At 67.4% G+C, this 20726-nt stretch carries 18 protein-coding genes and 1 pseudogene; 9 read left to right on the plus strand and 10 right to left on the minus strand.

Annotation, left to right across the window (positions count from 1 at the left end):
* Positions 1-5: 5 nt before the first annotated feature.
* Both nfsB and GDJ08_RS19320 read right to left on the minus strand, forming a co-directional pair.
* Positions 6-659, minus strand: coding sequence for an oxygen-insensitive NAD(P)H nitroreductase (gene nfsB / locus GDJ08_RS19315; protein WP_017355185.1), 654 nt, complete (start codon positions 657-659; stop codon positions 6-8).
* Positions 660-693: 34 nt separating this feature from the next.
* Entirely contained in the window at positions 694-1701 is a 1008-nt protein-coding gene (locus GDJ08_RS19320; RefSeq protein ID WP_153165522.1) for a zinc-binding alcohol dehydrogenase family protein, read from the minus strand.
* 92 nt (positions 1702-1793) lie between these two features.
* Here GDJ08_RS19320 and GDJ08_RS19325 point away from each other — a divergent pair.
* The 3 genes and pseudogenes from GDJ08_RS19325 to GDJ08_RS19335 form a co-directional block, all read left to right on the plus strand.
* Positions 1794-2761: pseudogene (locus tag GDJ08_RS19325) on the plus strand (LysR family transcriptional regulator); the annotation flags it as partial.
* A gap of 16 nt (positions 2762-2777) precedes the next feature.
* Complete coding sequence (gene leuE / locus GDJ08_RS19330) at positions 2778-3404, plus strand: leucine efflux protein LeuE (RefSeq protein WP_017355182.1); 627 nt, start codon at positions 2778-2780, stop codon at positions 3402-3404.
* A gap of 189 nt (positions 3405-3593) precedes the next feature.
* A complete protein-coding gene (locus tag GDJ08_RS19335; RefSeq protein ID WP_136006826.1) occupies positions 3594-3959 on the plus strand; it encodes a hypothetical protein in 366 nt (121 codons plus the stop codon).
* 12 nt (positions 3960-3971) lie between these two features.
* Here the strand turns inward: GDJ08_RS19335 and GDJ08_RS19340 are convergent, their stop codons facing one another.
* Positions 3972-4874, minus strand: coding sequence for a LysR family transcriptional regulator (locus tag GDJ08_RS19340; RefSeq protein ID WP_153165523.1), 903 nt, complete (start codon positions 4872-4874; stop codon positions 3972-3974).
* A 120-nt stretch (positions 4875-4994) separates the two neighbouring features.
* On the opposite strand from GDJ08_RS19340, the gene GDJ08_RS19345 reads away from it, so the two are divergent.
* Together GDJ08_RS19345 and GDJ08_RS19350 are read left to right on the plus strand one after the other, a co-directional pair.
* Positions 4995-5990 carry an aldo/keto reductase gene (locus tag GDJ08_RS19345; RefSeq protein WP_153165524.1) on the plus strand — a complete coding sequence of 332 codons (996 nt, stop codon included), beginning with the start codon at positions 4995-4997 and terminating at the stop codon, positions 5988-5990.
* A gap of 182 nt (positions 5991-6172) precedes the next feature.
* Entirely contained in the window at positions 6173-7585 is a 1413-nt protein-coding gene (locus tag GDJ08_RS19350; protein WP_017355178.1) for an amino acid permease, read from the plus strand.
* A gap of 382 nt (positions 7586-7967) precedes the next feature.
* Here GDJ08_RS19350 and GDJ08_RS19355 read toward each other — a convergent pair whose 3' ends face one another.
* Both GDJ08_RS19355 and GDJ08_RS19360 read right to left on the minus strand, forming a co-directional pair.
* Positions 7968-9212 carry a dipeptidase gene (locus GDJ08_RS19355; protein ID WP_153165525.1) on the minus strand — a complete coding sequence of 415 codons (1245 nt, stop codon included), beginning with the start codon at positions 9210-9212 and terminating at the stop codon, positions 7968-7970.
* Between the two features lie 129 nt (positions 9213-9341).
* Positions 9342-10514 carry a class I SAM-dependent rRNA methyltransferase gene (locus GDJ08_RS19360; RefSeq protein ID WP_153165526.1) on the minus strand — a complete coding sequence of 391 codons (1173 nt, stop codon included), beginning with the start codon at positions 10512-10514 and terminating at the stop codon, positions 9342-9344.
* Positions 10515-10794: 280 nt separating this feature from the next.
* Here GDJ08_RS19360 and GDJ08_RS19365 point away from each other — a divergent pair, with 280 nt between their 5' ends.
* Entirely contained in the window at positions 10795-11754 is a 960-nt protein-coding gene (locus GDJ08_RS19365; RefSeq protein WP_017356971.1) for a TerC family protein, read from the plus strand.
* Between the two features lie 97 nt (positions 11755-11851).
* Positions 11852-12625 (plus strand): rhomboid family intramembrane serine protease, encoded by a 774-nt coding sequence (locus GDJ08_RS19370; protein WP_136005802.1) that lies wholly within the window; start codon positions 11852-11854, stop codon positions 12623-12625.
* A 12-nt stretch (positions 12626-12637) separates the two neighbouring features.
* Here the strand turns inward: GDJ08_RS19370 and GDJ08_RS19375 are convergent, their stop codons facing one another.
* The 5 genes from GDJ08_RS19375 to rpmH form a co-directional block, all read right to left on the minus strand.
* Entirely contained in the window at positions 12638-13672 is a 1035-nt protein-coding gene (locus GDJ08_RS19375; RefSeq protein ID WP_153165527.1) for a glycerophosphodiester phosphodiesterase, read from the minus strand.
* 159 nt (positions 13673-13831) lie between these two features.
* The gene (gene mnmE, locus GDJ08_RS19380; protein WP_136005800.1) at positions 13832-15175 is read right to left on the minus strand and encodes a tRNA uridine-5-carboxymethylaminomethyl(34) synthesis GTPase MnmE; all 1344 of its coding nucleotides are present in this window, start codon (positions 15173-15175) and stop codon (positions 13832-13834) included.
* A gap of 113 nt (positions 15176-15288) precedes the next feature.
* On the minus strand, positions 15289-16983 hold the full coding sequence (gene yidC / locus GDJ08_RS19385; RefSeq protein ID WP_153165528.1) for a membrane protein insertase YidC: 1695 nt from the start codon (positions 16981-16983) through the stop codon (positions 15289-15291).
* Positions 16983-17474 (minus strand): ribonuclease P protein component, encoded by a 492-nt coding sequence (rnpA, locus tag GDJ08_RS19390; RefSeq protein ID WP_017357096.1) that lies wholly within the window; start codon positions 17472-17474, stop codon positions 16983-16985. The genes yidC and rnpA overlap by 1 nt, the downstream gene beginning before the upstream one ends.
* A 5-nt stretch (positions 17475-17479) precedes the next feature.
* The gene (gene rpmH, locus GDJ08_RS19395; protein ID WP_006404565.1) at positions 17480-17620 is read right to left on the minus strand and encodes a 50S ribosomal protein L34; all 141 of its coding nucleotides are present in this window, start codon (positions 17618-17620) and stop codon (positions 17480-17482) included.
* 252 nt (positions 17621-17872) lie between these two features.
* Between rpmH and dnaA the strand changes: the two genes are divergently transcribed.
* Entirely contained in the window at positions 17873-19207 is a 1335-nt protein-coding gene (gene dnaA, locus GDJ08_RS19400; RefSeq protein ID WP_017357097.1) for a chromosomal replication initiator protein DnaA, read from the plus strand.
* Positions 19208-19483: 276 nt separating this feature from the next.
* Positions 19484-20584 (plus strand): DNA polymerase III subunit beta, encoded by a 1101-nt coding sequence (gene dnaN / locus GDJ08_RS19405; RefSeq protein ID WP_019184048.1) that lies wholly within the window; start codon positions 19484-19486, stop codon positions 20582-20584.
* Positions 20585-20726: the final 142 nt, after the last annotated feature.

Here is a 20726-nt window from a genome sequence, read left to right on the forward strand (position 1 = left end):
CCGGGTTACAGGTGGGTGATCACCTGGTCGCGGGGCAGCCGCGACTTCGGCAGGTGGGCGTTGAAGTTGGCCTCGCTGCCGTATCCCAGCGCCACCAGCACCACACTGGTCAGACCGCGTTCGGCCAGGCCGAGCTCGGCATCCAGCACGGCCGCATCGAACCCTTCCATCGGGGTGGCGTCGATGCCGTGCACCCCCGCCGCCAGCAGCAGCGTGCCCACCGCCAGGTAGGTCTGCTTCTGCATCCAGTGCTGCACATCGCCCAGCGTGTGGCGGTGCAGGTCCACGTAGTGGTGCAGCGCGCCGCGCTGGCCCTCGCGCGCCTGCGGCGTCGGGTAGCGGCCATCGGCGGCTTCCTGCTCGATCACCTGCGCCAGGTACGCATCGTCAATGGCGGTGCGCGTGGCGAACACGATCACGTGCGAGGCATCGGTGATCTTGGCGGTGTTGTACGGCTGGTTGGGCTGGGTGGCGCGCGCGATGCGGGCGCGCGCCTCGGCGCTGCCCGCCACCAGGAAGTGCCACGGCTGCGCGTTCACCGACGACGGCGCGTGGTGCAGCACCTCGAGCAGGTCTTCCAGCACCGCCGGCGGCAGCGTGCGGGTGGGGTCGTAGGCCTTGGTGGTGTGCCGGCGAAGGGCAACAGAAGCGAGGGTCATGGGAACAGGGTCCGGTACAGGGTCGGCAAGGGGGTCAGAAGCCTTCGAGGACCAGCTTGCCGCGCGCGCGGTGGCTCTCGATCAGGGCATGGGCACGGCGCAGGTTGGCGGCATTGATGCGGCCGTAGTGCTCACCGAGGGTGGTGCGCAGCACGCCGGCATCCACCAGGTCGGCCACGCGGTCGAGCAGCGCATGCTGGCGCTCCAGATCGGGCGTGGTGAAGCTGGACCGGGTGAACATCGACTCCCAGTGCAGCGACAGGCTCTTGCGCTTGAGCGCCATCACATCCAGTTGGCCGGGGTCGTCGATCAGGGCCAGCTGGCCCTGCGGCGCCAGCGCGGCCACGATCTGGTCGTAGTGCTGGTCGGTATGGGTGAGGCTGGCCACATGGTCCACCGCCGCGATGCCCAGTCGCGCCAGGCCCTCGGTCAGCGGCTGGGTGTGGTCGATCACATGGTGCGCGCCCAGTGCATATACCCAGTCCTGGGTATCCGGTCGCGAGGCGGTGCCGATCACCGTGAGCCGGGTCAGCTGGCGCGCCAGCTGCACCAGGATCGAGCCCACGCCACCGGCCGCGCCGACCACCAGCAGGGTCTGGCCCTCGCCATCGCCCTCGGCGATGCGCAAGCGGTCGAAGAGCAGCTCCCAGGCGGTGATCGCGGTCAGGGGCAGCGCCGCGGTGGCGGCATCGTCCAGGCTGGCCGGCTTGCGGCCGACGATGCGCTCGTCCACCAGCTGGTACTCGGCATTGCTGCCGGCCCGGCCGATCGCCCCGGCATAGAAGACCGCGTCGCCGGGCTGGAACAGGCGGACCTCGCTGCCGACCGCGTCGACGATGCCGACCGCGTCCCAGCCGAGCACCCGCGGCCCGTCCACGGCCACGCCGTTGCGTACCTTGGTATCGACCGGGTTGACCGAGATCGCACGGACCTGCACGCGCAGATCGCGCGGCCCCGGCTCGGGCAGCGGGAGGGTGATGTCCACCAGCGCGCGCGGGTCGCTGATCGGCAGGCCATGTTGGGTGTAGGCGACGGCTTTCATCGAAGCGCGGTCCGTTGGAAAGAGGCGCACAGCGTGCGCTTCACCGGCGCGCCGGAAAAGGCGCAAAATCGTTCAGCACTTTCACTCCTGGAATGAAAATGGTCCGTGTTGACGACCTGGCCCTGTTCGTCCGCACCGCGGCACTGGGCAGCTTCTCCAATGCAGCGCGCGAAGCCGACCTGCTGCCCGGCCAGGTTGCCGCGGCGGTGGCGCGGCTGGAACGCGAACTGGATCTGCGGCTGTTCGTGCGCTCCACCCGCAGCCTGCGCCTGACCGCCGAAGGCGCGCTGTACCTGCCCTACGCCCAGGATGTGCTGGCCACCCTGAGCGAAGGCCAGGCACGGGTGCGCGGCGAGGATGCCGAACTTCGCGGGGTACTGCAGGTGGCCGCGCCGTCGGACCTGGGCCGCCACCTGCTGCTGCCGTGGTTGACCGAGTTCCGCGCCACGCATCCCAAGCTGCAGCTGCGGCTGCGGTTGTCCGACCAGGTCGCCGACGTGTTCCGCGATCCGGTCGACATCGCCTTCCGCCTTGGTCGCTTCGATGACGCCAGCTACGTGGCGCTGCCGCTGCTGCCCGGCAACCGCCGGGTGCTGGCGGCCGCACCCGGCTACCTGGCCCGGCACGGCACGCCCACCAGCCTGGAGGCGCTCAAGGACCATCACTGCCTGCTCTACCAGCTCGCCGGCCGTGCCTACGACCGCTGGAACTTCGAGGCGGACGGCCGCCGGGTGGTGGTGCCGGTGCGGGGCAACATGATCTGCGACGATGCCGACGTGGTGCGGCGCTGGGCCGTGGCCGGCGAAGGCATCGTGTTCAAGTCGTGGCTGGATCTCCGCGAGGACGTGCGCGCCGGGCGCCTGCAGGTGCTGCTCGATGGCGCCGGCGACAGCCTGCCATTGAACCTGGTGTGCCCGCATCGCAAGCAGTTCTCGCCGGCGATCCGGCAGCTGCACGCGCTGTTCGAGCGCCGCCTGCAGCCCCTGCTGGAGGATCTGCCGCAGCCGGCGGGCTGACGCTATCGGGAACCGCAGCGGTGCCGGACAATGGCGCTCCCCCGTTGTCGAGTCGCCGCCATGCCGTGGATGGGCATCCAGGATCTGTGGACCTTCGTTGCTGCCGTGCTGGTGTTCCTGGCGCTGCCCGGCCCGGGGACGTTCACCCTGCTGACCGCCACCGGGCGCGGCGGCGCCCGCGGCGGCTACACCGCCCTGTTCGGCCTGCTGCTCGGCGACCAGATCCTGATGTGGCTGGCAGTGGCCGGCGTGGCCGCGCTGCTCAAGGCCAACCCGCTGGTGTTCCACGCGGTGCAGTATCTCGGCGCGGCCTATCTGGTCTGGGTCGGCATCGGCCTGCTGCGGCGTCCACGGCCGGCAGGCGAGGAAGGCGGCATCCGCCTGCGGCCGGGGCACTACTTCCGGCAGGCGCTGCTGATCAACCTGCTCAACCCCAAGGCGATCATCTTCTATATGGCATTCCTGCCGTTGTTCATCGACCCGACGCGCCACCAGGGCGTGATGACGTTCGCGAGCATGGCGGTGATCATCTTCGTCATGGGACTGGCCTACTGCTCGGTGCTGATCGGAGTGGGCAACCTGTTGCGCCGTCGGATTCTTCAGCATCCCCGCATAGGACTTTTGCTGAAACGCGTCGCCGGTATCTTCCTGATCGGATTTGGCGTGCGCCTCGGCGTCAGCGGCTGACGCCCCGCCACGTGGGCCGATGCGCGTCGCCTGGACGGTGCTGCCTGCGCTGGGAAATAGTCACGGTCATCCAGACGCTGCACTTCAATCAATAACTTGAGATTCCCCCACCCCCCTCACGGGGTGTCCAATCGGCGCCATCGCCCCACGGCCGCTGCGTTGCGGCCGCGCGCCCCACGCGAGTAACCGATGCCTCCCGTGTACTTCGTGCAGCACCTGGCCGGACATGACGAGCGCCTTCTCGGCATGGACACCGGCCGTATCGATCTGGCCCATCCTGCCGTCTGCCGCATTCTGGCGGACCTGCAGCCGCTGGACCGGATCGACCTGCGCGCCTGCCGTTTCGACTGCCAGGCCAGCCTGGCGCAGGCGCTGCACCGGCGCATCCGCGACGCCGAGGATGCCGCGCAGGGCTGGCGGATGTTCGACGAGCACGGCGTACTCCGCTGCAAGCGCTTCCCGGGCGATGCCCAGGTGATCGTTCCGCATGGGCTGCCGCGCGACGACGAGTGGCTGCGCCTGCTGATGGCTACCGCCGCCGAGGCATCGGGCTGATGCGCAGCGCGCTCAGTCGGTGCGTCGGGCCTGGCGCAGGTGGTCGATGAACACCCGCAGTTTCGGCGCCATCTGTTCGCGCGCCGGGTAGTACAGGTGGAATCCGGCGAACGGCGGCTGCCAGTCCTGCAGCACCGCCTGCAACCGGCCCTCGGCGACATCGCTGGCCACCACGGCGTCGAACGCCTGCCCCATGCCGAGGCCGGCGCGCACGGCGGCGTGGATCAACGCCGCATCGTTGAACACCAGCCGGCCACTCACCTCCACCTCGAAGTCGCGGCCGGCGTGGCTGAATTCCCAGGCCATCAGACGGCCGTTGCTGCGCCGGTGCACGATGCACGCATGCCCGACCAGATCGGCCGGCGTGTCCGGCGTGCCGTGGGCGGCGAAGTAGCCCGGCGTGGCCACCACCACCTGCCGCTCCAGCGGACCGATCGGCACCGCGATCATGTCCCGCGCCAGGCATTCGCCCAGCCGGATGCCGGCATCGAAGCCGCCGGCGACCAGGTCGACCAGCGCCGGCTCCACGAACAATTCCACCTCCACCTGCGGATAGCGCGCCATGAATGCGGGCAGGTGCGGCAGCACGAGCAGTTCCGCCGCGATCCGCGGCACGTTGATGCGCAGCTTTCCGGCCGGCACGTCGCGCACGGTGTCCAGGTCCTCGAACGCCGCGTCGATCTGCGCCAGGCCGTCGCGCACCCGCGCCAGGAAGCGCGCACCGTGCTCGGTCAGGCCGACCCGGCGGGTGGTCCGGTGCAGCAGACGCACGCCCATGCGGGCTTCCAGCGCGCGCACGGTCTGCGACAGCGCCGAGGGCGAGATGCCCAGGTCGTCGGCTGCACGGGTGAAGCTGGCATGGTGGGCCACGCGGGCGAACGCGACCACGGCAGACAACGGCGGCTGGGAGGACATTGTGAAGCCTGACTTCAAGGTCGATGTGGCGAACACCGGTTTATCCACATGGTACAGCGGAGGATGCTGTGGGTCCGGCGCGTGCAGGCGCCGCCCTTCCCCCGCTTCCGGAGCATTCCCATGCAGACCCGTTCCCTTGGCCGCCACGGCCCCACTGTTTCCGCACTCGGCCTGGGCTGCATGGGCATGAGCGCCTTCTACGGCGGCCGTGGCAGCGATGCCGACGCGACCGCGGTGATCCACCGCGCGCTGGAGCGCGGCGTGACCCTGCTCGACACCGCCGACATGTACGGCCCGCACACCAACGAAGTGCTGGTCGGCAAGGCCATTGCCGATCGTCGCGACCAGGTGTTTCTGGCCACCAAGTTCGGCATCAAACTGGAGCCCACCGACACCCGGGCGCGCAGCGTGGATGGCCGCCCCGAGTACGTGATCGCCGCCTGCGAGGCCAGCCTGGCGCGGCTGGGCGTGGACCACATCGATCTGTACTACCAGCACCGCGTGGACGGCACCGTGCCGATCGAGGACACCGTGGGCGCGATGGCGCGGCTGGTCGAACAGGGCAAGGTGCGCTTCCTCGGCCTGTCCGAAGCCGCGGCGCCCACGATCCGCCGCGCACATGCGGTCCACCCGATCACCGCCGTGCAGACCGAGTACTCGCTGTGGTCGCGCGATCCGGAGCACAACGGCGTACTGCAGACCGTCCGCGACCTGGGCATCGGCTTCGTGCCCTACTCGCCGCTGGGCCGTGGCTTCCTGACCGGCGCGATCCGCAGCCCGGCCGACGTCGACGCCGACGACTACCGCCGCCAGTCGCCACGCTTCCAGGGCGACAACTTCGCGCGCAACCTGGCCCTGGTCGACGCGGTCACCGCGATGGCCAGCGCCAAAGGCATCACCCCGGGGCAACTGGCGCTGGCGTGGGTACTGGCACAGGGCCAGGACCTGGTGCCGATCCCGGGCACCAAGCGGCTCGCCTACCTGGAGGAAAACCTCGGCGCGCTGCAGGTGCAGCTGGGCGCGGACGACCTCGCCCGCATCGATGCGATCTTCCCGCCCGATGCCGCTGCCGGCCCGCGCTATGCCGCCGCGGCAATGGCCACGCTGGATCGCTGAGCGCGTTCGTCCGGCCCTGCCCGCGCCAGCCCCCAGGGCGCGGTGCTTTGTGCCGGTTTCGTCAAGCTTCCCCCAGTCATGTGCTCATGCACGGACCGGGGGACGCTTGGCAGTAGTAATGCTGCACCGCGTTCGGTAAAACTCGCAGACTTGTCGTTAACAGTCACCCACCGCGAGGCCCCATGTCGTTGCTCCGGCGCAAGTCCCTAGACACCGTCACCGTTCATGAAGCCGGCAGGCGACTGATCCCCACCCTGAGCTGGCCGCACCTGATCGCGCTGGGCATCGGCGCCATCGTTGGCACCGGCATCTACACGCTGATCGGCGTGGGCGCCAACCTGGCCGGCCCGGCCGTACTGATCTCCTTCGCCATCGCCGGCGCGGTGTGCGCCTGCGCGGCGCTGTCCTATGCCGAACTGGCCACGATGATGCCGGCCGCCGGCAGCGCCTACACCTACAGCTACGCCGCCCTCGGCGAAATGGTGGCCTGGGTGGTGGGCTGGAGCCTGATCCTGGAGTACTCGCTGGTGGTGAGTACGGTAGCGGTGGGGTGGTCCGGCTACGCGGTCGGCTTCCTGCACGGCTGGGGCATTGATCTGCCGCTGATGCTGACCGCCGGCCCGCATGTGGAGGGAGGCTTCATCAACCTGCCGGCGGTGCTGATCACCTTCGTCGTGGCCGGCATGCTGATGGCCGGCACCAAGGAGAGCGCGACCCTCAACGCGGTCCTGGTGGTGGTCAAGATCATTGCGCTGACCGTGTTCGTGGCGATCGCGCTGCCGCACTTCGACACCAGCCACATGGACCCGTTCATGCCGTTCGGCTTCGCCAAGTCGGTCGGCGAAGGCGGCGTCGAGCGCGGCGTGATGGCGGCGGCGGCGATCATCTTCTTTGCCTTCTACGGCTTCGATGCGATTTCCACTGCCGCCGAGGAAACCAAGAAGCCCGACCGCGACCTGGCGATCGGCATCATCGGTTCGATGGTCGGCTGCACCATCATCTACGTGCTGGTCGCGCTCGCCGCCGTCGGTGCGATGAGCTACACCATCTTCGGCCAGAGCGCCGAGCCGTTGGCGCTGATCCTGCGTGAGCTGGGCAGCCCGGGCGCGGCCAAGTGGATCGGCGCGGCGGCGGTGATCGCCCTGCCGACCGTGCTGCTGGCCTTCCTGTACGGGCAGAGCCGCATCTTCTTTGTCATGTCGCGCGACGGCCTGCTGCCGCGCGGCCTGTCCAAGGTCAGCGCGCGCACCGGCACCCCGATCGCCACCACGCTGTTCACCGCGGTGCTCGTGGCTGCGCTGGCCGGTGTGGCCCGCCTGGACGAGATCGCCGCGCTGGCCAACGCCGGCACGCTCGCCGCCTTCACCGCCGTCGGCCTGTGCCTGGTGGTACTGCGCGCACGCGAGCCCAACCGCGAGCGCAAGTTCCGCACGCCGCTGGCCTGGGTCGTCGGCCCGCTGGCGGTGATCGGCTGCGTGTACCTGTTCTTCAGCCTGCCGACCACCACCCAGCTGTACTTCCTGGGCTGGAACATCCTGGGCCTGATCGCCTACTTCGCCTACGGCCGCCGCAACGCAGTACTGGGCAACGCCTGACATGCAAACGGCGTGCCCGCATCCCGTAGCGCCGGGCGCTGCCCGGCTGCTTGTGCCTGACCGTGAGACCACCTGCTCCGGAACCAAGCCGGGTAGAACCCGGCTCTACGACGGGGCTGCTTTCGCCTGCCGATGAGGGCCGCGGCGCCGGAACCAAGCCACCCGTAGAGCCGGGCTCTGCCCGGCTGCTTGTGCCGGACCGTGAGACCATCGGCTGCGGAACCAAGCCGGGTAGAACCCGGCTCTACGGCGGGCTGCTTTCGCCTGCCGATGAGGGCCACAGTTCCGCAACCAAGCAAGCCGTAGAGCCGGGCTCTGCCCGGCTGCTTTTGCCTGACCGTGAGACCATCGGCGCCGGTACCAAGCCGGGTAGAACCCGGCTCTACGGGGCTGCGGCCAGTGCGGTGGCGTGGTCCTGCGCCTGCTGCATCACGCGCAGCAGGTTGCCGCCCCAGATGGCGGCGATCTGCTGCCGGGTGTAGCCCTTGCGCAGCAGCCACGCGGTGATCTTCGGCAGTTCGCTCACGTCCTGCAGATCGGCCAGGCCGCCACCGCCATCCCAGTCCAGGCCGATGCCCACGTGATCGGGGCCGACCACCGTCAGGATGTGCTCGAAGTGGGCGAAGAAGTCGTCAAGCGTGGCCTTGCGCACCGGATGCAGGCGGTCCAGTTCGGCCTGGACCTGGGCCAGCTTGACGCCCTGCGCCATGCTCAGGGCATCGTAGCCCCCCCATTGGTCGATCGCGGTCTTCTCGGCCAGCGCGCGGGGTTCGTTCTTGCCGATGTCGATCAGATACCCGCCGTAGGCGTTGACCTGGATCACGCCGCCGGCCTTGGCCAGGCGCTTCAGACGCGCATCGTCCAGGTTGCGCGGGTGGTCGTAGATCGCCTTGGCCGAGCTGTGCGACAGCACGAACGGCACCGGCATGCGCTCGATCAGGTCGTCGAACGCCGCGTCGGAGGCATGCGACTGATCGATCACGATGCCCAGCCGCACCGCCTCGTCGACCAGCGCCTTGCCGGCCGGACTCAACCCCTTCCACTCGGCGCCCTTGGGATCGGTGGCCGAATCGGCGAACTCGTTGTTGGCGAAGTGCACCGTGCTGAGCAGGCGCAGCCCGGCACGGTGATAGAAACCGAGCAGCGTCGGGTCATCCACCAGCGGGCTGCCGTTCTCCATGCTGATGTAGACCACGCGCTTACCGGCCGCCTTGATCCTGGCGGCATCGGCAGCGGTCAGCGCGAGCTGGAAGGTCTCCGGCTGTGCGGCGAGCATTTCGCGGATCTCCATCAACCGCAGCAGACCGGCGTCGCGGTCCTGCTGGTGAGCGGCCGCACTGCGGTCGCCCTGGTCGGTGTAGATCGCCCAGAAACCGCCATCCAGCCCACCTTCGACCATGCGCGGGTAATCCACCTGCGACAACGCGTTGTGGTCATGGCGCTGGGCGATGTCGAAGCCCTCGCGGTGGAAGTTGGCCGGCGTATCCAGGTGGCTGTCCAGCGTCAGCAGCGTGCGCTGCAGCGCCGAGGCCCGGGCCAGTTCCTGCGGAGTGAACTCGATCGCGTGGGCGGCCAACGGCGTGCACAACGCCAGCGACACCAGCAGGGACAGACTGCGCAACGTCATGACGCCTCTCAACATTCGGGAAGCGTCAGACCATAGCGCCGCAGGCACAGCGAACGGTAGTGCCGGCCGCTGGCCGGCACCTGCAATCCCCGGTGGTGCCCAAAGAGCCGACCTGCCGCCGGCCCTGCGTCAGTCGAGGACGCGGCAGAACACGGCCTTGAGGTAGCGCGATTCCTGCACGTGGGCCATGAACGGATGGTCGGGACCGGCGCCAGCTACCTTGAGGATCTGGATGGTGCGGCCGGAATAGAAGGCCGCGCGGCGCAGCATGTCCAGGAACTGGTCCTCGGCCACCAGGCCGGTGCACGAGAACGTGGCGAACAGGCCACCGGGCTTGACCACACCCAGCGCCAGCTTGTTCATGTCCAGGTACTTCTTCAGGGCGGTGATCACCTGGTCGCGGTCACGGGTCATCTTGGCCGGGTCCAGGATCACCACGTCGTACTGCTCACCGCGGTTGGCCGCATCGCGCAGCCACGGGAAGATGTCGGACTGCACGAACTTCGGGCGCACATTGTTGAGGCGCGAGTTGCCCTTGGCGATGTCGATCACATCCTCGTCGATGTCGATGCCGACCACCTCGGACGCGCCGCGCACCGCGGCATACACCGCAAAGCCGCCGGTGTTGCAGCACAGGTCCAGCACGGATTTGCCTTCCACCTGCCGGCTCAGCCACTCGCGGTTCTCGCGCTGGTCGGCGAAGAACCCGGTCTTGTGCGCCCCGGCCGGATCGGCACGGAACTTCATCCCGTACTCGGTGATCACCGACGCTTCGGTGGTGGTGTTGCCGTGGAAGTCGAAGCTCTCCTGCTTCTGCACGTGTTCGTCGGCGAAGCTGTGGAAGCGGCAGCCCGGGAACTGCTCGCGCAGCGCCTCGTAGATCCATTCGCGGTGGCGGAACATGCCGGCGGCGAAGAACTCCACCACCACCAGGTCGCCGTAGCGGTCCACCACCAGGCCGGACAGGCCATCGCCTTCGCTGTGCACCACGCGCCAGGCGTTGGAGACATCATCCAGCTTGAGCACGTCACGACGCAGCGACACCGCCTGGGCGATCTTGCGCGAGAACCAGCCAGCGTCCACCGGGATGCGCTGATCGGTTTCCAGGATACGCACGGCAATGCGCGAATGACCGTTGTAGAACCCCCGGCCGATCCACTCCCCGTCCACGCCGACCACATCGACGATGGCACCGGGCTTGGGCCGGACGGCAGGCTTTTCGACCAGTTTCTGGAAGATCCACGGGTGGCTGGAGCGCCAGGCGTTCTTGAGGCGGACTACGGGGGCGGGGGCATTGTTCATCGGCCTATTGTAAACGGGCGCCGCCCCGGCCCGGCAGGCCGGCGATTTGACGCCGGCCCGAACAGCCCGCAGAATCGGCGCCAGAAGGGGAGTAGCTCCCAGACGTTGTCGCCGTCAATTCGAGCCCGCAGGCTCCGGTGCAACGGCAGTCCCACCCATCGGGACTGCGAGCGAGACCTTCGCCGCATGGCGAAGCTCTGTCCCCGGATCCCCCCGATCCTCCGTTGCAGATCCTCGCCGTCCGGCTTGAGGCTTTTTTCTTTTCCCAACGGATAAACCCATGCAGACGATCGGTAATTTGTGGTTGTGGGGCGGCTTCGGCGCGGTGGTGGTCATCGCGCTGCTGGTCGACCTGGTATTGATGCGCCACGGCGGCCCGCACAAGGTCACCTTCAAGGAGGCCCTGTGGTGGTCCATCGGCTGGGTCGCCCTGGCCCTGGCCTTCAACGGTGGCCTCTGGTACTACCTGAACGAGACCGCGGGCCAGGTCGTGGCCAACAAGGTCGGCCTGGAGTTCCTGACCGGTTATCTGGTCGAGAAGGCCTTGGCGGTGGACAACATCTTTGTCTTCCTGATGATCATGGGCTACTTCGCGGTGCCGGAAGAACAGCGCCAGAAGGTGTTGATCATCGGCATCCTGGGCGCGATCGTGCTCCGTACGATCATGATCTTCGCCGGCAGCGTGCTGCTCACCAAGTTCCATTGGCTGCTCTATGTGTTCGGCGCGTTCCTGCTGTTCACCGGCTGGAAGATGTGGTTCTCCGCCGGCCAGGAGCCGGACCTGGAGACCAACCCTGCCCTGCGCTGGATGCGCAGGCACCTGCGCCTGCTGCCCGACTATGCCGGCAATGCCATGAGCGTGATGCGCGACGGCAAACGCTGGTACACCCCGCTGTTCGTGGTGCTGATCCTGATTGCCGTCACCGACGTGATCTTCGCCGTGGACAGCATCCCGGCCATCTTCGCCATCACCACCGACCCGTTCATCGTGCTGACCTCGAACGTGTTCGCGGTGCTGGGCCTGCGCGCGATGTTCTTCCTGTTGGCCGGCATGGCCGATCGCTTCCACCTGCTGCCCTACGGTCTGGCCCTGGTGCTGGCCTTCATCGGCGCCAAGATGATGCTGATCGACATCTTCAAGATCCCCACCCCGATCTCGCTGGGCGTGGTGGCCGTCATCATCGCCGCCACGGTGGTGCTGAGCCTGAAGAACCCGCCCAAGCAGGACGGCCACGCCTGACCCCGGTTGCCGCCTGCGGGATTGTCCCGCAGGCGGCACCTCTCTCTCCCATCGCGTTGCCCTTGTGTTCAGCCCGGGCGACGCAATCCCTAAGGGTATGAACGCCAACCTGCCCCTGCCTGCCGGCGAGCCGCCGGCTCCGTCCCGTACCGACCGCGGTCGTGTGATGCGGGCCTTCAACCTCAGCCTGGCCTTCGTGCTGGTGCTGGTGGCGGTGTTCACCGCCCAAGGTCATTTCGACTGGCGCCCGTGGGCAGTCGCCCCGCTGGACAAGGCCGGCCTGCTCGGCATTCTTGGCGCGCCGTTGCTGCACGGTTCGGTCCAGCACCTGGGCGCCAACGCGGCAGCCCTGCTGATCCTCGGCACCCTCGCCGGCAGCGTCTATCCCAAGGCAACCCTGCGCGCATTCCCGTTGCTGTGGATCGGTTCGGGCCTGGGCGCCTGGCTGCTCGGCGACATCGGCAGCCGCCATCTCGGTGCCAGCGGCATCACCCACGGCCTGATGTTTCTGGTGTTCGTCCTCGGCCTGCTGCGCCGCGACCGGCCCGCCATCGCCGCCGGCCTGATCGCCTTCCTGTTCTACGGCAGCATGCTGCTGACCATTCTTCCGCACGAGCCGGGCGTGTCCTGGCAGTCGCACATGGGCGGTGCCTTTGCCGGCATCGTTGGCGCCCTGCTGTTCCGCCTGTCCGACCCGATGGCGCCGCGCAAGCGCTACAGCTGGGAGGACGAGGACGAAGACGACCTCGCCCCCATGCGCGACAACGACCTGGAACCTCCCTCCCCGCAAGGCGTGCCGGTGCTGTGGCAGCCGCGCGAAGGCCAGGACTACGTCGTGATCCCGTTCCGTAGACCCGAAGATCGACGGTAGTGCCGGCAATGACTAGCGTTCGGTGTCGACCGCTTGGCGGCCCAGCGCCGGGTCATCGGTGAAGAACGCATCGATGCCGGTCGCCAGGTAGGCACGCATCTCGGCCACGGACCCGGCGGCGTTGCGCGCAGTGGTATCGCCGGTGCGGAAGTCGGCGGCCTGGAAGGCGTTCTCCGGTCGGAAGGTATACGGGATCACCATCAACCCGGCCGCATGCGCGTCGCGCACCAGCGCGGTCGGCGTGCCCAGCTTCCCGGCCGCATCCAGCGGAATCACCATGCGCAGGTTCGGTCCGATGCCGTCGGCATAGGTCGCCACTTCGCGCAGGCCCGCCGGTGTGATCAGGTCTGCATAGCGTTGGCTGCCCTGGGCGGCCAGCACATCGCCGGGCTGCTGCGCCGGGTCGCCCAGCAGTTGCAGCAGGCGGATGTTCGACGCGCGGCCGATCCTGCCACGCAGGTAGCGCAGGTTGCCGACCTCGAAGGACTGGATCGTCACCGGCGCCACGCGGGTGTAGGCATTGCCCTGCAGCGCGGCCAGCACCGAGTCTTCCATCGGCAGGCCGATGCTCGCGAAGTAGGTGCCGTGCTTGATCTCCGGCACCAGCCCGATGCCGCGGTTGGCGCGGCCGGCCTGCTGCACCAGGAAGGCGATGATCTCGTCCAGCGTGGCGATGCGGAACTGCCCGTCGAACGCGGTGCTGCGCAGCTGCGGCAGCCGCTCTCGGGCGTACAGCGTCTTCAGCTCGGCCAGGGTGAAGTCTTCGGTGAACCAGCCCTCGATGCGCTCGCCGTCGATGGTCTTGACCGTCCTGCGGCTGGCGAACTCCGGGTGTGCGGCCACATCGGTGGTGCCGCCGATCTCGTTCTCGTGCCGCGACACCAGCACGCCGTCCTTGGTCATCACCAGGTCCGGCTCGATGTAGTCCGCACCATCGGCGATGGCCTGGGCGTACGACGCCAGGGTGTGCTCGGGCAACAGCGCGCTCGCACCGCGGTGGCCGTACACGGCCGCCTTGAGCGGCGCGGGAGAGGATTCAGCGCTCATGGCCACCGATGGTGCCACGGCCAGCGACAAGAGCAACGCACAACCCCACAACGACTTCGACACCGCAAACCCCTGTTGATGCGGCCCGCGCCAGCGCGGCGGGGCGTGGAAAGGACGGGCGTAGTGTGGCGATGCGGTGTGACAGCGGGAAGTACGCGGCTACTTGCCGATGCAGAAGCTGGAGAAGATGCGTCCCAGCAGATCGTCCGCACTCATCCGCCCGGTGATCTCCCCCAGCGCCTCGTGGGCCAGGCGCAGTTCCTCGGCGGCCAGTTCCAGGTGCTCATGCACCAGCTCGGCCTCGGCGCGCCCGGCATGGCCGATGGCCTGGACGATGGCCTCCACATGCCGCGCGCGCGCGGAGAACTCGCCGTCCACGCTCTCGCCGGCACCGCCGCTGGCCAGCTCGCGCAGCCGCGCGTGCAGGCGGTCCAGGCCCATACCGGTGGCTGCCGACACGTGCACCACATCCGGCGCTGCATCGGCGGGCCATTGGGCCAGCAGGTCACTCTTGTTGTGGATCCACAGCTGCTGCGGCACCGCATCGACGGCATCGCCGATGGCGACACGTCCGGCCTGCGGATCGCGCGCATCCAGCACGATGATCGCCAGGTCGGTGCGCTGCATCTCCGCGCGCGCGCGGCGCATGCCTTCGCGTTCGATCGCGTCACCGCCGTCGCGCAGGCCGGCGGTATCGACCAGGGTCAGTTCCAGCCCGTCAATGCGGATGGTTTCGCGCAGAGTGTCGCGGGTGGTGCCGGCGATGTCGGTGACGATGGCACGTTCGCTGCCGGCCAGCGCATTGAGCAGTGAGCTCTTGCCGGCGTTTGGCGGTCCGACCAGCACCGCGTGCAGGCCGTCGCGCAGTTTGCGGCCGCGTTCGGCGTCGTCGCGCAGCCGCCCCATCGCGCGCAGCGCCTCGCCCAGGCCGCCGCGCACCTGCTCGCCACCGAGGGTATCCAGCGGTTCGTCGGCGAAGTCGATGGCCGCTTCCACATGGATGCGCAGCAGAACAAGCTGTTCTGCGACCTCCTCCACGCGGCGCGAGAACACCCCGTCCAGCGAGCGCCGGGCCGCGCGCGCTGCGCGGGTATCGCCGGCGGCGATCAGATCGGCGATGGCCTCGGCCTGGGCCAGGTCGAGCTTGCCGTTGAGGAACGCCCGCTCGCTGAACTCCCCGGGCCGCGCCTGCCGCGCGCCCAGCGCGATGCAGCGCGCGACCAGCTGCTGCAGCACCACCGGGCTGCCATGCCCCTGCAGCTCCACCACGTCCTCGCCGGTGAAGCTGTGCGGTGCCGGGAACCACAGCGCGATGCCGTCGTCGATCACCTCCCCCTGTGCATCGCGGAAGCGCGCGTAATGCGCGTGCCGCGGGCGCAGCGCGCGCACCCCGATCGCCTGGGCGATGGTCGCTGCGTGGGGGCCGGACAGGCGCAGCATGCCCACGCCACCGGCGCCGGGTGCGGTGGCGATGGCCACGATGGTGTCGGGGGCTGCGGACATGGGGCGGGCTGCTGTGTGCGGTGGATCGGGGCATTCTACGGATCACACCGTTGCGCGGGCCGCAGATGCGGGAAACCCGCCTTGCGGCGGGTTTCCCGGGTCCGGTTGCCCGGTTACTTCTTGTTGGCGGGTGCGGCGGTGGCGGGCACCGGGTCGCTGCCGTGGCGCTTGGTCATCCACCACTGCTGCAGCAGGCCCAGGCCGCCGTTGACCACCCAGTACAGCACCAGACCGGACGGCATGAAGGCCATCATGACGCCGAAGATCAGCGGCATCATCTGCATCATCTTGGCCTGCATCGGGTCCATGCCCGGCGCGGGGGTCAGCTTCTGCGTGGCCCACATCACCGCCACGTTGATCACCGGCAGGATGAAGTACGGGTCGCGTGCGGTCAGATCCTGGATCCAGCCGAACCACGGTGCCTGGCGCAGTTCCACCGACTCCACCAGCACCCAGTACAGCGCGAAGAAGATCGGCATCTGGATGAGGATCGGCAGACAGCCGCCCATCGGATTGATCTTCTCCTTCTTGTACAGCTCCATCATCGCGGTCTGGAACTTCTGGCGGTCATCGCCATAGCGTTCCTTCAGCTGCGCGATACGCGGCTGGAAGCGACGCATCTTGGCGCCGCTCTTGTACTGCGCGGCCGACAGCGGGTACAGCACCAGCTTCAGCAGGATCACCAGGCCGACAATCGCCCAGCCCCAGTTGTTGACGACCTTGTGCACCTGGTTCAGGACCCAGAACAGGCCCTGGCCGATGATGGCCATCAGCGAGAAGCGGCTGTAGTCGACCACGCGGTCCAGGCCCGGCACGTCTTCCTTGGCGATCTGGTTGACCAGCTTCGGGCCCACCCACAGGCGTGCCTCGGAGCTGACCTGCTGGCCCGGTGCGACGGTGAAGGCCGGGCCGGTGGCCTGGATCTGGTCGCGGCCGTCATGCTGGGACAGCGCGTAGTTCGCGGCCTGATCTGCCTGCGGGATCCACGCGGTGAAGAAGTGGTGCTGCAGCATGGCGATCCAGCCACCGGTGACCTGCTGGTTCAGCGGGCCGTCTTCCAGATAATCCTTGAAGGCACGGCGCTGGTACTTCTTCTCGGCATCGAACCAGGTCGCGCCGTTGAAGCTGAACGAGTCCGGGTTGGTCATGCTGCGCGACAGGATCGTCGGGGTGCGGTCCAGGGTGCGGTAGACGTAGCCGTTCCACGGGGTGGTGCCGGCGTTGATCACTTCATCCTTGATCTTCACCGCGTACTCGTTGCGGCTGACCGTATACGTACGGCGGATGCTGACGCCATTCGGGCCATTCCACACGAACGGGATCTGCAGTTCGTTCTGGCCCTTGGCCAGTTCGAAGGTCCTGGCGTCGCCGACCAGGGTGAAGCCGTTGGCTTCCGGCACCGGCATGCTCTTGTCCTGGCTGGTCCAGCCACTCACCGCGCGATACGGGTGGGTGGCCTCTTCGGTCAGCAGGCGCACCGGCGGGCTGCCGTCGTCCTTGGTCTGCGGGAACTGCAGCAGCTCGGCGTCCAGCACCGTGCCGCCATCCAGCACCAGACGCAGCACGTCGGTGGTAACGGTGACGCGCGGGGCGCCGGCGGCAGCCTGGGCGGTCGCCTGGGCCGGGGCGCTGCCCGGCGCGTGCGGCACCGTGGCGCCCGGTACGGCGCCGGCGGCGGGCACCGGGCCCTGGGTCTGGGCGGCCACCGGCGCGGTCGCCGGGGCGGCCTTGTCGCGGCCCCACTCCATCCACAGCAACACGGCCACCATCAGCCAGGCAAAGATCAGGAAAACGCGGGTCTGGTTCATCAGCGTGGAGGCTCGGCGTGGCCGGCACGCGATGCCGGCTCGGACTGGGAAAGGGATGCAACGCCCAGGGGCGGCGGCATTGTGCCGTCCGCGCCCGGCATGGGCAATGTGCCAAGGCGGCGCAACAGGCGCTCGAAGGCCTGGCGGATCTCGGCATTGCTGGCGGTACGGGCAGCGCTACGGGCGACGACGACGTAATCGCCGGCACTCATCCACGGCCGTAGATGGCGTGTGGCATCGCGCAGCACACGCTTCACTCGGTTGCGACCCACGGCTCGGGGATCGACTTTGCGCGACACCGCAAGACCCAGCCTGGCCGGAGAATCGCTCTTCAGCCAGTGCAGGGTCATCAGCGGATCGGACACACGGCGGGCGCCGTTGAAGACCGTTGTATATTCGGCACGCGTACGAACCCGCGCAGAGCGAGGAAATCGCTTGCGCGGGTCGGAACTGCTCACAGTCTGGATTGCGTCTGCCGCGGGAAGCGGCATTGCAATCAAGCGCTCAGGACTTTGCGGCCCTTGGCGCGGCGACGCGACAGGATCTTGCGGCCGTCAGCGGTCTTCATACGGGCACGGAAGCCATGGTCGCGCTTACGCTTGAGGTTGCTGGGTTGGAAAGTGCGCTTGGTGGCCATGCGGGCCTCTATATGAAGGGGACGGAAAGAACCGGAAATTCTATAGACCTGGCTGCGGTGCCGTCAAGTCCTGCCCACTACGGGATTTCATCGGCCTGTGCAATAGCTGTGGATCATTTTGTGAATAACTTCGGGACAACCATTCCCGGCCTCCCTCGTCGGTGGTAGTCTGCGCCATCCATTCTTCCCCCTTCCGGCCTGCGGTGCGGCGGTTTTTTACGCCTATGCGCTGGCCCCAGACGATTATTGCCGATGGATGCCTGGTCCCGTTGTCTCGAACGCCTTGAAGCGGAGTTTCCGCCTGAGGATGTTCACACCTGGTTGAAGCCGCTGCAGGCAGATCTGCGCGCGGACAGCCTGGTGCTTTATGCGCCAAACGCCTTCATCGTCGACCAGGTGCGCGAGCTGTACCTGGCACGCATCAAGGAACTGCTGACGCACTTCGCCGGTTTCGGCGACGTTTTTCTTGAAATCGGCTCGCGTCCGCGCCCGGTGGAGCCGCAGATTGCGCCGATTTCGGGCTTCACCGCCCCGGTGGTGCCGGCCGAGCCGCTGGTACCGTTCGCCGGCAACCTGGATTCGCACTACACCTTCGCCAACTTCGTGGAAGGCCGCAGCAACCAGCTGGGTCTGGCCGCGGCGTTCCAGGCGGCGCAGAAACCCGGCGATCGCGCCCATAACCCGTTGTTGCTGTACGGCGGCACCGGTCTGGGCAAGACCCACCTGATGTTCGCGGCCGGCAATGCGATGCGCCAGGCCAACCCGGCCGCCAAGGTGCTCTACCTGCGTTCGGAACAGTTCTTCAGCGCGATGATCCGTGCGTTGCAGGAAAAGACCATGGATCAGTTCAAGCGCCAGTTCCAGCAGGTGGACGCGCTGCTGATCGATGACATCCAGTTTTTCGCCGGCAAGGATCGAACCCAGGAAGAGTTCTTCCACACGTTCAACGCCCTGTTCGACGGCAAGCAGCAGATCATCCTGACCTGCGACCGGTACCCGCGCGAAGTCGAGGGCCTGGAAGCACGGCTGAAGTCGCGGCTGGCCTGGGGCCTGTCGGTGGCCATCGAGCCACCGGACTTCGAGACCCGCGCGGCCATCGTGCTCGCCAAGGCCCGCGAGCGCGGTGCTGAGATCCCCGACGATGTGGCGTTTCTGATTGCCAAGAAGATGCGCTCCAATGTTCGCGACCTCGAGGGTGCGCTGAATACGTTGACCGCACGCGCCAATTTCACCGGCCGTGCGATCACCACCGACTTCGCCCAGGAAACCCTGCGCGATCTGCTGCGTGCCCAGCAGCAGGCCATCAGCATTCCCAACATCCAGAAAACCGTTGCCGACTACTACGGGCTGCAGATCAAGGATCTGCTGTCCAAGCGCCGGACCCGGTCGTTGGCCCGTCCCCGCCAGGTGGCGATGGCGCTGACCAAGGAACTGACCGAGCACAGCCTGCCGGAAATCGGCGACGCGTTTGCCGGCCGGGACCACACCACGGTGCTGCATGCCTGCCGCCAGATCCGCACGCTGATGGAGACCGACGGCAAGTTGAGGGAAGACTGGGACAAGCTGATCCGGAAGTTGAGCGAATGATGCATGTACGCCGCTGAGGCGTCATCGCATAAAACGGTGCAGAATCCGGTAGCAAGCACGGGACAGGCTGTGGATAAAAAAGCCCGCTGAATCTGCGGCAGAATTATCCACAGCTTTCCCCACCCCTTGAGGGGCAGTAATGCAGAGGGTTTCGCGGTCAGAAACTCTTTTATTTACAAAGACTTAGCTGTGTTTTCCAGCGATTCTGGCGCTACCAGCACCACCAGGCTTTTGATTTATTCCACATTTTTTTAAAGCATAGGGGCACGGAACCACATGCGTTTCACACTGCAGCGCGAAGCCTTTCTCAAGCCGTTGGCACAAGTCGTCAACGTGGTCGAACGCCGCCAGACCCTGCCGGTTCTGGCAAATTTCCTGGTCCAGGTCCAGAACGGACAGCTTTCGCTGACCGGCACGGACCTGGAAGTGGAGATGGTGTCGCGGATCGCGGTGGAAGATGCCCAGGACGGCGAGACCACCATCCCCGCCCGCAAGCTGTTCGAGATCATCCGCGCCCTGCCCGACGGCAGCCGGATCACCGTCTCGCAGACCGGTGACAAGATCACCGTGCAGGCAGGCCGCAGCCGCTTCACCCTGGCAACGCTGCCGGCCAACGACTTCCCGTCTGTCGACGAAGTCGAAGCCACCGAGCGTGTCGCCATCGGCGAAGCCACCCTGAAGGAGCTGATCGAGCGCACTGCATTCGCGATGGCCCAGCAGGACGTGCGCTACTACCTCAACGGCCTGTTGTTCGACCTGCGCGGCGATGCCCTGCGGACCGTGGCAACCGACGGTCACCGTCTGGCGCTGTGCGAAACCGAACTGGAAAAAGCCAGTGGTGCCAAGCGTCAGATCATCGTGCCGCGCAAGGGCGTGACCGAACTGCAGCGGCTGCTGGAAAGCGGCGATCGCGAGATCGAGCTGGAAGTCGGCCGTAGCCACGTGCGGGTCAAGCGCGACGATGTGACGTTCACCTCCAAGCTGATCGACGGCCGCTTCCCGGATTACGAGGCTGTGATCCCGATTGGCGCCGACCGCGAAGTGAAGGTTGATCGCGAAGCACTGCGTGCCTCGCTGCAGCGCGCCGCGATCCTGTCCAACGAGAAGTACCGCGGCATCCGCGTCGAAGTCTCGCCGGGCAACCTCAAGATCAGCGCGCACAACCCCGAGCAGGAAGAAGCCCAGGAAGAGATCGAGGCCGACACCACTGTCAGCGATCTGGCCATCGGCTTCAACGTGAACTATCTGCTGGATGCACTGTCGGCCCTGCGCGACGAGCACGTCGTGATCCAGCTGCGCGATTCCAACTCGTCGGCGCTGGTGCGTGAAGCCAGCAGCGAGAAGTCGCGCCATGTGGTGATGCCGCTTCGCCTCTGACCGATGCACGGTTCCACGTGGAACAGACTGATCAGGAAAACCCGGCCGAGCGCCGGGTTTTCTTTTGGCTGCAGTGTTGTTCCACGTGGAGCATTCGCGAACGGTATCTGGATCGGCAACACGGCTCCAGTTCACTCCGAGT

The organism is Stenotrophomonas nematodicola (assembly GCF_009467805.1).
In the GTDB taxonomy this organism is placed as follows: domain Bacteria; phylum Pseudomonadota; class Gammaproteobacteria; order Xanthomonadales; family Xanthomonadaceae; genus Stenotrophomonas; species Stenotrophomonas nematodicola.

Coding starts and splice junctions, on each gene's coding strand:
- nfsB (WP_017355185.1), bottom strand. CDS start 659: ATGACCCTCGCTTCTGTTGCCCTTCGCCGGCACACCACCAAGGCCTAC.
- GDJ08_RS19320 (WP_153165522.1), bottom strand. CDS start 1,701: ATGAAAGCCGTCGCCTACACCCAACATGGCCTGCCGATCAGCGACCCG.
- leuE (WP_017355182.1), top strand. CDS start 2,778: ATGCCGTGGATGGGCATCCAGGATCTGTGGACCTTCGTTGCTGCCGTG.
- GDJ08_RS19335 (WP_136006826.1), top strand. CDS start 3,594: ATGCCTCCCGTGTACTTCGTGCAGCACCTGGCCGGACATGACGAGCGC.
- GDJ08_RS19340 (WP_153165523.1), bottom strand. CDS start 4,874: ATGTCCTCCCAGCCGCCGTTGTCTGCCGTGGTCGCGTTCGCCCGCGTG.
- GDJ08_RS19345 (WP_153165524.1), top strand. CDS start 4,995: ATGCAGACCCGTTCCCTTGGCCGCCACGGCCCCACTGTTTCCGCACTC.
- GDJ08_RS19350 (WP_017355178.1), top strand. CDS start 6,173: ATGTCGTTGCTCCGGCGCAAGTCCCTAGACACCGTCACCGTTCATGAA.
- GDJ08_RS19355 (WP_153165525.1), bottom strand. CDS start 9,212: ATGACGTTGCGCAGTCTGTCCCTGCTGGTGTCGCTGGCGTTGTGCACG.
- GDJ08_RS19360 (WP_153165526.1), bottom strand. CDS start 10,514: ATGAACAATGCCCCCGCCCCCGTAGTCCGCCTCAAGAACGCCTGGCGC.
- GDJ08_RS19365 (WP_017356971.1), top strand. CDS start 10,795: ATGCAGACGATCGGTAATTTGTGGTTGTGGGGCGGCTTCGGCGCGGTG.
- GDJ08_RS19370 (WP_136005802.1), top strand. CDS start 11,852: ATGAACGCCAACCTGCCCCTGCCTGCCGGCGAGCCGCCGGCTCCGTCC.
- GDJ08_RS19375 (WP_153165527.1), bottom strand. CDS start 13,672: ATGAGCGCTGAATCCTCTCCCGCGCCGCTCAAGGCGGCCGTGTACGGC.
- mnmE (WP_136005800.1), bottom strand. CDS start 15,175: ATGTCCGCAGCCCCCGACACCATCGTGGCCATCGCCACCGCACCCGGC.
- yidC (WP_153165528.1), bottom strand. CDS start 16,983: ATGAACCAGACCCGCGTTTTCCTGATCTTTGCCTGGCTGATGGTGGCC.
- rnpA (WP_017357096.1), bottom strand. CDS start 17,474: ATGCCGCTTCCCGCGGCAGACGCAATCCAGACTGTGAGCAGTTCCGAC.
- rpmH (WP_006404565.1), bottom strand. CDS start 17,620: ATGGCCACCAAGCGCACTTTCCAACCCAGCAACCTCAAGCGTAAGCGC.
- dnaA (WP_017357097.1), top strand. CDS start 17,873: ATGGATGCCTGGTCCCGTTGTCTCGAACGCCTTGAAGCGGAGTTTCCG.
- dnaN (WP_019184048.1), top strand. CDS start 19,484: ATGCGTTTCACACTGCAGCGCGAAGCCTTTCTCAAGCCGTTGGCACAA.